Source organism: Pseudomonas floridensis, assembly GCF_002087235.1.
Lineage (GTDB): Bacteria > Pseudomonadota > Gammaproteobacteria > Pseudomonadales > Pseudomonadaceae > Aquipseudomonas > Aquipseudomonas floridensis.
The window spans coordinates 1-8,723 of the sequence record NZ_MUIO01000159.1; the positions used below are offsets into that span (position 1 = coordinate 1).

Sequence of the window (8,723 nt, forward strand, 5' to 3'; positions counted from 1 at the left end):
AAAGACAGTTGGCTCCCACTGATCAGTGCTCCACTCGCGATCACTGCGCCATCCGTGGGAGATCCCGAGTTCGATACACCGTTTTTAGCGCGCCGTAAGGGCGAAACCCTAACCAGAACCGAGCGCCAACCTCACCCTCTCGAATGCACCCGCTCACCCGCCGACCAGGTTTCTTTTACCGCCCGGTCATCGCCCAGAGTCATCAACACAAACAGAATCTCTCCAATGTCCTTCGCTTGCTTCAAACGATAAGACATCAGAGGCGTGGCGTCGTAGTCCAGCACCACGAAATCGGCCTCGTTGCCGACTTTCAGACTGCCGACCTTGTCTTCCAGACGCAGCGCCCGTGCGCCGCCGAGCGTTGCCAGGTACAGCGATTTGAGCGGACTGAGGCGTGCACCCTGCATCTGCATGACTTTGTAGGCCTCGTTCAGGGTTTGCAGAATCGAGAAACTGGTGCCACCGCCGACGTCGGTGCCCAGACCGACATTGACCTTGTGCTTCTCGGCCATCGGCAGATTGAACAGGCCGCTGCCCAGGAACAGGTTCGAGGTCGGGCAAAACGCGATGGCCGAACCGGTTTCCGCCAGCCGCGCACATTGCTCGTCGCACAGGTGCACGCCGTGGGCGAACACTGAACGCTCGCTCAACAAGTTGAAGTGATCGTAGACGTCCAGGTAGTGCTTGCGCTCGGGAAACAGCGCCTTGACCCATTCCACTTCCTGCAGGTTCTCGCTGATGTGCGTCTGCATGTAGAGGCCGGGATATTCGTGAAGCAGTCGACCGGCCAGCGCCAGTTGTTCCGGACTGCTGGTCGGCGCGAAGCGCGGAGTGACGGCATAACTCAGGCGACCCTGGCCGTGCCAGCGCTCAATCAGAGCCTTGCTGTCGGCGTAGCCGGACTCAGGCGTATCGACCAGATAATCCGGCGCATTGCGGTCCATCATCACCTTGCCGGCGATCATGCGCAGGTTGAGCTGTTGCGCTGCACTGAAAAACGCTTCGACCGATGCTTTGTGCACGCTGCCGAACACCAGCGCTGTCGTGGTGCCGTTGCGCAGCAGCTCCTTGATGAAAATATCCGCGACTTGCGCTGAATGCTCGGGGTCGGCGAACTGGCGCTCGCAGGGGAACGTGTAGGCGTTGAGCCAGTCCAGCAGCTGTTCACCGTACGCGCCGATCATCCCGGTTTGCGGCAGGTGAATATGCGTATCGATAAAACCTGGCGTGATCAGCGCGTCTGGATACTCGATCAGTTCGACGTCGTCATCCAGGGTCGGCAGCAGATCCTCGGCGTGGCCGAGGGCTACGATCTTGCCGTCTTCCACCCGCATCAGACCGTCTGGGAAATACTCGAAGGAGGCGTCCGGCCCGACGTCAGCAGGATCGGCGATGCTGTGAACGATGGCGGCGCGGTAGGCTTTACGGGGAGTAACTGAACTCATGGGCATCTCATGACGACTTGCTGCGGCGCGAGGCGGGCAGCAGTCTGGCGATTGGTTGGGTGTTGGCGCGTTGCTGGCCGAAGTCTGCGTTGTAGGTGGCGATGACTTCGGCGGCGATGGACACGGCGATTTCGATCGGCAGCTTGCCTTTGACTTCGGCCAGACCCATCGGGCAGCGCATGCGTTGCAGCAGACCGGCGTCGAAACCGCGTTCGCGCAGTCGGTGTTCGAATTTGACGCGCTTGGTCCGGGAGCCGATCAGCCCGAAATAGCTGAAGTCGCCGCGGGTCAGGATCGCCGCGGTCAGTTCCAGATCGAGCAGGTGGTTATGGGTCATCACGACGCAATAGCTGCCAGCGGGCAGGTTGTCGACTTCCTCGATCGGCTCGTCGTTGATGATCTTCGCGACGCCCTTGGGCATCGACTCCGGAAATTCGCTTTCCCGTGAATCAATCCAGCGCACGCGGCAGGGCAGGCTGGCCAGCAAGGGTACCAGCGCCCGGCCCACATGTCCGGCGCCGAACACGGCAATCTGCGCCTGAGGCTCGCCCATCGGCTCGAACAAAAGCACGTTCACGCCGCCGCAGCACTGACCCAGACTGGCCCCCAGACTGAAGCGTTCCAGTCGGGTCTGTCGGCTGCCGCCGGTGAGCATCTCGCGGGCGATTTCCATGGCCTTGTATTCCAGATGCCCGCCGCCAATGGTGTCGTAGATCCGCTCGGCACTGACGACCATCTTCGACCCGGCATTGCGCGGTGTCGAGCCGAGTTCTTCGATGATCGTCACCAGAATCGCTGCTTCGCCACGGGCCTGTAATTCGGCCAGAGCACTGATCCAGTCAGTCATGACTCAACCTCCGGGACGGTGAGAGCGAGCGTGCTCGCGAACAGGCCTGTGATGTCACACAGAATGCGGCTCCCGATACCCGTTCTTCGCGAGCGCACGCTTTTCCACGATTGCTGTGCGTCATAGCGATGTTGCGAGGCGCGCTCATACGCTCAGCCCCTCACGCGCACCGACCTGCTGATGGTGCAGCGCACGCATCTGCTCGCAGCCCACAGCACTTTCTCCGGGGTTGCCGGTGCGTCGATTTTCGGTTGATGGCGATAGTCGCCCAGACTGGCGACGGCATCCTTGATCGCGCACCACGCGGCGATGCCCAGCATGAACGGCGGCTCACCCACGGCCTTGGAGTGAAATACCGTGTCTTCCGGATTCTTGCGGTTTTCCACCAGCTTGACCCGCAGGTCCAGCGGCATGTCGGCCACCGCCGGAATCTTGTACGACGCAGGGCCGCTGGTCAGCAGCTTGCCCTTGGCGTTCCACACCAGCTCTTCGGTGGTCAGCCAGCCCGCGCCCTGAATGTAGCCGCCTTCGACCTGGCCAATGTCGATGGCCGGGTTCAGCGAGGCACCGACGTCATGCAGGATGTCGGTGCGCAGCATCTTGTATTCGCCGGTCAGGGTGTCAACGATCACCTCGGCACAGGCTGCGCCAAAGGCGTAGTAATAGAACGGCCGCCCCCGCGCCTGACTGCGGTCGTAGAAAATCTTCGGTGTCTTGTAGTAGCCGGTGCTGGACAGCGAAACCTGGCCCATCCACGCCAATTGCGCCAATTCGGCGAAGGACAGCAGCGCGTTGCCGACCCGCACATGGCCATTGCGAAATTCGACCTGATGCTCCTCGACCTTGAAGTGCCGCGCTGCAAACCCGACCAGCCGCTGCTTGAGAATTTCCGCGGCGTTCTGCGCCGCCTTGCCGTTCAGGTCGGTGCCACTGGATGCCGCAGTAGGCGAGGTGTTGGGCACCTTGTCGGTGTTGGTGGCGGTGATCTGGATACGCTCGATATCGACCTGAAACACCTCGGCCACCACTTGTGCGACCTTGACGTTCAGACCCTGGCCCATTTCGGTGCCGCCGTGATTGAGATGAATGCTGCCGTCGGTGTAGATGTGGATCAGCGCACCAGCCTGATTCAGAAAGCTGGCGGTGAACGAGATGCCGAACTTGACCGGCGTCAGGGCCAGACCTTTTTTCAGTATCGGACTGCTGGCATTAAACGCACGAATGGCCTCGCGGCGCTCGACATAGTCACAGCTCTGCTCAAGGTCGGCGGTCATCTCGCCCAGCAGGTTGTGTTCCACTGTCTGGTAATAGTGGGTCACGTTGCGCTCGGTCTTGCCATAATAGTTGGTCTTGCGCACCGCCAGCGGGTCCTTGCCCAGATAGCGGGCGATGCAATCCATGACTTCTTCGATGGCGACCATTCCTTGCGGGCCACCGAAGCCGCGGTAGGCGGTATTCGATGCCGTGTGGGTCTTGCAACGATGGCCGTTGATCGTGGCTTCGCCCAGATAATAGGCGTTATCGGCGTGGAACATGGCGCGGTCGACGATGGACGCCGACAGGTCCGGCGAATACCCGCAATTGCCCGCCAGATCCACTTCGATGCCCTGCAGGCGACCGTTGTCGTCGAACCCCACGTCGTACTCAATGTAGAACGGGTGGCGCTTGCCGGTCATGATCATGTCTTCGACCCGCTGCAGGCGCATCTTGGTCGGCTGTCCGGTGAGGCGCGCCACCACGGCACACAGGCAGGCAGGGCTGGCGGCCTGGGTTTCCTTGCCGCCAAAGCCGCCGCCCATGCGCCGCATATCGACCACGATGCGGTTCATCGGTACATCGAGCACCTCCGCGACCAGTTTCTGGATTTCGGTGGGGTTCTGGGTCGAGCTGTAGACGATCATGCCGCCATCTTCAGTGGGCATCACCGAGGCGATCTGCGTCTCCAGGTAAAAGTGTTCCTGCCCGCCAATGTGCAGGCTGCCTTGCAGGCGGTGAGTGGCGCCTTGCAGGGCGCTCGCCGAATCGCCACGCTTGTGGGTATGGCTGTCGAGCACGAAATGCTTCTGGCGCAAGGCCTGCACCACATCCAGCACCGGTTCGAGGTCTTCATATTCAATGACGGCGGCCATCGCGGCCTTGCGCGCGGTGTCCAGATCGCGTGCCGCCACCGCCAGCACGGGCTGGCCGACGAACTCGACCTTGTCGATGGCCAGCAGCGGATCGCCCGGCAACAACGGGCCGATGTCTTTCAGGCCCGGGATGTCCTCGTGAGTGATGACAATGCGTACGCCTTCGATGGCATGGCATGGCGTCGTGTCGATGCTGACGATGCGCGCATGGGCGCGGTCCGAAAGTCGGGCGTACACATGCAATTGATTAGGAAATTCCAGTCGGTCATCGATGTAGACGGCTTCACCGGACACATGCTTGTCTGCGCTGTCGTGTTTCACGCTGCGACCAGCGCCGGTCGTGATTCCTTGCTGGAACAGATCAGCCATTTCAGCCTGGGTTTTCTGCGAGGCGTGGTCAGACATAGTGAGTCACCCGCGTCGGTAGATGAGGCGTCTGCAATTCGATGAAGCATTTGCGCAGCAGGTTACGAGCGCTGAGCAGGCGGTATTCCTTGCTGGCACGGAAGTCGGACAGCGGAGTGAAATCGTCGCCCAGCGCGGCGCACGCCTGTTCAACGGTCTCGCTGGTCCACGGCTGGCCCACCAGTGCCTGTTCGCAGGCCGTGGCGCGTTTCGGGATGGCGGCCATGCCACCGAACGCCACGCGTACGTCCTGAATGGTGCCATCCGCTATCTGCAGACGGAACGCGGCGCAGACTGCGGAAATATCGTCATCCAGCCGCTTTGACACCTTGTAGGCCTTGAACGTCTGACGGGCGTTCGCAGTCGGCACGATGATTTTCTCGATGAACTCGCTTTCCTGACGCGCCGTGACCTTGTAATCGATGAAGTAATCCTCCAGCGCCAGGGTGCGCTGTGTAGCGCCTTTGCGCAGCACGATCTGCGCGCCAAGCGCGATCATCAGTGGCGGGGCGTCGCCGATAGGGGACGCATTGCCAATGTTGCCGCCCAGCGTGCCTTGATTGCGGATCTGCAACGACGCGAAGCGCTGCAGCAGTTCGCCGAAGTCGGGGTACTCGGCTTTCAGCGCGGCATAGCAATCAGTCAACGCAGTGGCGGCGCCGATCTCCAGGCGGTCCTCGAAACGCTCGATGCGTTTCATCGCCTCGATGTGGCCGACATAAATCATCACCGGCAATGTCTTGTGAAATTGTGTGACCTCCAGCGCCAGGTCAGTGCCGCCCGCGAGCAGGCGCGCCTGCGGGTGAGCACCGTAGAGTTCGGCAAGATCGGCCACGGTCAGCGGAATCAGGCAGCGTTTTTTGCCGTCATTCAGCTCGCCCGTCTGCTGCGGGGTGATTGCGCGCAGACGTTCGATGGTCTGCGCCTGCCGCTGGTCGAACTGATCAGGCTGACGCTGCCCGCAGGCCTGGTCGGCGGCGGCCAGAATGGGTCGATAGCCGGTGCAGCGGCACAGATTGCCCGCCAACGCCTCATGGGCCTGATGGGCGTCGGCCTGTTCGCTGTTCTTTTGCAGGGCGAACAGCGACATCACGAAGCCTGGTGTGCAAAAGCCGCACTGCGAACCATGACAGTCGACCATCGCTTTCTGGACGCTGTGCAACTGACCCTGATGCTTGAGGTCCTCGACGCTGATCAATTGCTTGCCATGCAGCGAGGCCACAAACGTCAGGCATGAGTTGAGGCTGCGATAGCGCAGCGTCTGCCCGCCAGTGGTGTCATTTTCAAGTTCGCCCACCACAACGGTGCAGGCGCCGCAGTCACCGCTGGCGCACCCTTCCTTGGTGCCGGGCTTGTGTGCCTGCTCGCGCAGGTAAGTCAGCACGGTCATGTTCGGATCGAGGGTTCGCTCGGTCTTAAGCTCTTGGTTCAAAAGGAACTGAATCACGGCGTAATGCCCTCAATTAGCTGTCATCGGACATGTCGATGAATCTATCAGCTTTGTTTATTGGGTCAATTTGTTTCTGACCTCCGGGTCAGGAAATCAGTTTTTTGGCACCTCTGCCGATCAAAAACGTCACAAACGGTGAATCGCCTGTCGGCAATGGTCGAGGTTTGCTTGTTTCGTGCCAGATTCATGAGTTATGGCCCTGCGCCATGCCCTTGGGTTGCGATACACTCCGCCTCTTGTATGTAGAACTGGTTTTTGAAGGATACTCATGACGTTCAAGGCACCGGACAGCCTCGCTGAGCAAATAGCCCATCACCTTGCCGAACGCATCATTCGCGGTGAGCTCAAGCCTGGAGAGCGAATCCAGGAACAAAAAGTCACGCAGGCGTTGAATGTCAGTCGTGGCTCCGTGCGCGAAGCCTTGCTGATTCTGGAGCGTCGCCATCTGGTGGCGATCCTGCCGCGACGTGGCGCGCAGGTTACCGTCCTCAATGCGCACAATGTCACCAGCCTGTGCACGCTGATGAGCGAGTTGTATATCCTGTTGGCCAACGCCGTGGCCGAGCACTGGAAGACCCAGGAAGATCTGGCACCGTTTCTGGCGATCCAGCAACGCCTGCAAGCCAGTTTCGCGAGCGAAGACGTCAAGGTGTTCGTCGAGGAGAGCTTCAACGTGATGCGTGCCGCGTACCCGTTCGCCAACAACCCGTATCTGGAGGAAACCATCGAGAACCTGCAGCCTTCCATGAGTCGCAGCTACTTTCTGGCGCTGGAGCAGCGCAAGGCAGAAATGAGCGATTACCTCGAACTGTTCGGGCAGTTGCTCGAAGCGGTCGTGGCGCGCGACCTGGCGCAGGTGCGCGTGGTGCTCACCCGTTACTGCCAGCGCAGTTGCCAACTGGTCCTCGCTGCGCTGACGGCGGGCTGACCACATGCGTCTGAAGTGCATCAAGCTGGCGGGGTTCAAGTCCTTCGTCGACCCCACCACGGTGAACTTCCCCAGTAACATGGCGGCCGTTGTCGGTCCCAACGGTTGTGGCAAATCCAACATCATCGACGCCGTGCGCTGGGTCATGGGCGAAAGCTCGGCCAAGAATCTGCGCGGCGAGTCGATGACCGACGTCATCTTCAATGGCTCCACCAGCCGCAAGCCGGTCAGTCAGGCCAGTATCGAACTGGTTTTTGACAACTCCGACGGCACGTTGGTGGGCGAGTACGCGGCCTACGCGGAAATATCCATCCGCCGCAAGGTGACCCGCGACAGCCAGAACAGCTATTACCTCAACGGCACCAAATGCCGTCGTCGTGACATCACCGATATTTTCCTCGGCACCGGCCTTGGGCCACGCAGCTACTCGATCATCGAGCAGGGCATGATCTCCAAGCTGATCGAAGCCAAGCCCGAGGATCTGCGTAATTTCATCGAAGAAGCGGCGGGCATTTCCAAGTACAAGGAGCGTCGCCGCGAAACCGAGAATCGCATTCGTCGTACCCATGAAAATCTGGCGCGTCTGACCGACCTGCGTGAAGAGCTGGAGCGCCAGCTCGAACGTCTGCACCGCCAGGCGCAGGCTGCGGAGAAGTATCAGGAATACAAGACCGAGGAGCGCCAGCTCAAGGCGCAACTGTCAGCCTTGCGCTGGCAGGCATTGAATGAACAGGTCGGTCAGCGCGAAGCGGTAATCGGCGGTCAGGAAGTCGGCTTCGAAGCCTTGGTCGCCGACCAGCGCAGCGCCGACGCCAGCATCGAGAGATTGCGCGATGGCCACCACGAGCTTTCCGAGCGTTTCAATCTGGTGCAAGGGCGTTTCTATTCGGTCGGCGGTGACATTGCCCGGGTCGAGCAGAGTATTCAGCACGGCCAGCAGCGGTTGCGCCAGTTGCAGGATGACCTGCGCGAAGCCGAGCGCGCCCGTCAGGAAACCGAATCGCACCTGGGACATGACACCACGTTGCTGGCAACTCTGAGCGAAGAGCTGGAAATGCTCGAGCCCGAGCAGGAGATGACCAGTGCAGCGGCCGAAGAGTCGGCCATTGCGCTGGAAGATGCCGAAGCCGCGATGCATGCCTGGCAGGAAAAGTGGGATGTGTTCAATCAGCAGTCCGCTGAGCCGCAGCGTCAGGCCCAGGTCCAGCAGTCACGCATCCAGCAGTTAGAGCAGAGCATGGAGCGGCTGGCAGAGCGCCAGCGCCGTCTCGGCGAGGAGCGTCAGTTGCTGGCGGCCGACCCTGAAGACGCGGCCATTCTGGAATTGAGCGAGGACCTCGCCACGCGGGACATGACCCTCGAAGAGCTGCACATGGGCGAAGAACAGTCGGTGGGGCGCATCGAGCAATTGCGCGAAGCGCTGCAGCGGGCCGGTCAGGATCAGCAGCAGGCTCAAGGCGAGTTGCAACGCCTCAATGGTCGGCTGGCCTCTCTGGAGGCCTTGCAGCAGGCGGCCCTG

At 60.8% G+C, this 8,723-nt stretch carries 5 protein-coding genes and 1 pseudogene; 2 read left to right on the plus strand and 4 right to left on the minus strand.

Annotated features, from left to right (window positions below; genetic code table 11):
- Window positions 1–131: 131 nt before the first annotated feature.
- From guaD to xdhA, 4 genes and pseudogenes are all read right to left on the minus strand, one after another.
- Window positions 132–1,445 carry a guanine deaminase gene (guaD, locus tag BZK31_RS27405; RefSeq protein ID WP_083186339.1) on the minus strand — a complete coding sequence of 438 codons (1,314 nt, stop codon included), beginning with the start codon at window positions 1,443–1,445 and terminating at the stop codon, window positions 132–134.
- Window positions 1,446–1,452: 7 nt separating this feature from the next.
- Window positions 1,453–2,292 (minus strand): xanthine dehydrogenase accessory protein XdhC, encoded by an 840-nt coding sequence (gene xdhC, locus BZK31_RS27410; protein ID WP_083186340.1) that lies wholly within the window; start codon window positions 2,290–2,292, stop codon window positions 1,453–1,455.
- Window positions 2,293–2,436: 144 nt separating this feature from the next.
- Window positions 2,437–4,826: pseudogene (xdhB, locus tag BZK31_RS27415) on the minus strand (xanthine dehydrogenase molybdopterin binding subunit).
- On the minus strand, window positions 4,819–6,273 hold the full coding sequence (xdhA, locus tag BZK31_RS27420; protein ID WP_083186342.1) for a xanthine dehydrogenase small subunit: 1,455 nt from the start codon (window positions 6,271–6,273) through the stop codon (window positions 4,819–4,821). The pseudogene xdhB and the gene xdhA overlap by 8 nt, the downstream one beginning before the upstream one ends.
- 271 nt (window positions 6,274–6,544) lie before the next feature.
- On the opposite strand from xdhA, the gene BZK31_RS27425 reads away from it, so the two are divergent.
- Together BZK31_RS27425 and smc are read left to right on the plus strand one after the other, a co-directional pair.
- Complete coding sequence (locus tag BZK31_RS27425) at window positions 6,545–7,204, plus strand: GntR family transcriptional regulator (RefSeq protein WP_083186343.1); 660 nt, start codon at window positions 6,545–6,547, stop codon at window positions 7,202–7,204.
- Between the two features lie 4 nt (window positions 7,205–7,208).
- The coding region (gene smc / locus BZK31_RS27430; protein ID WP_083186344.1) for a chromosome segregation protein SMC at window positions 7,209–8,723 on the plus strand (1,515 nt) is incomplete at its 3' end.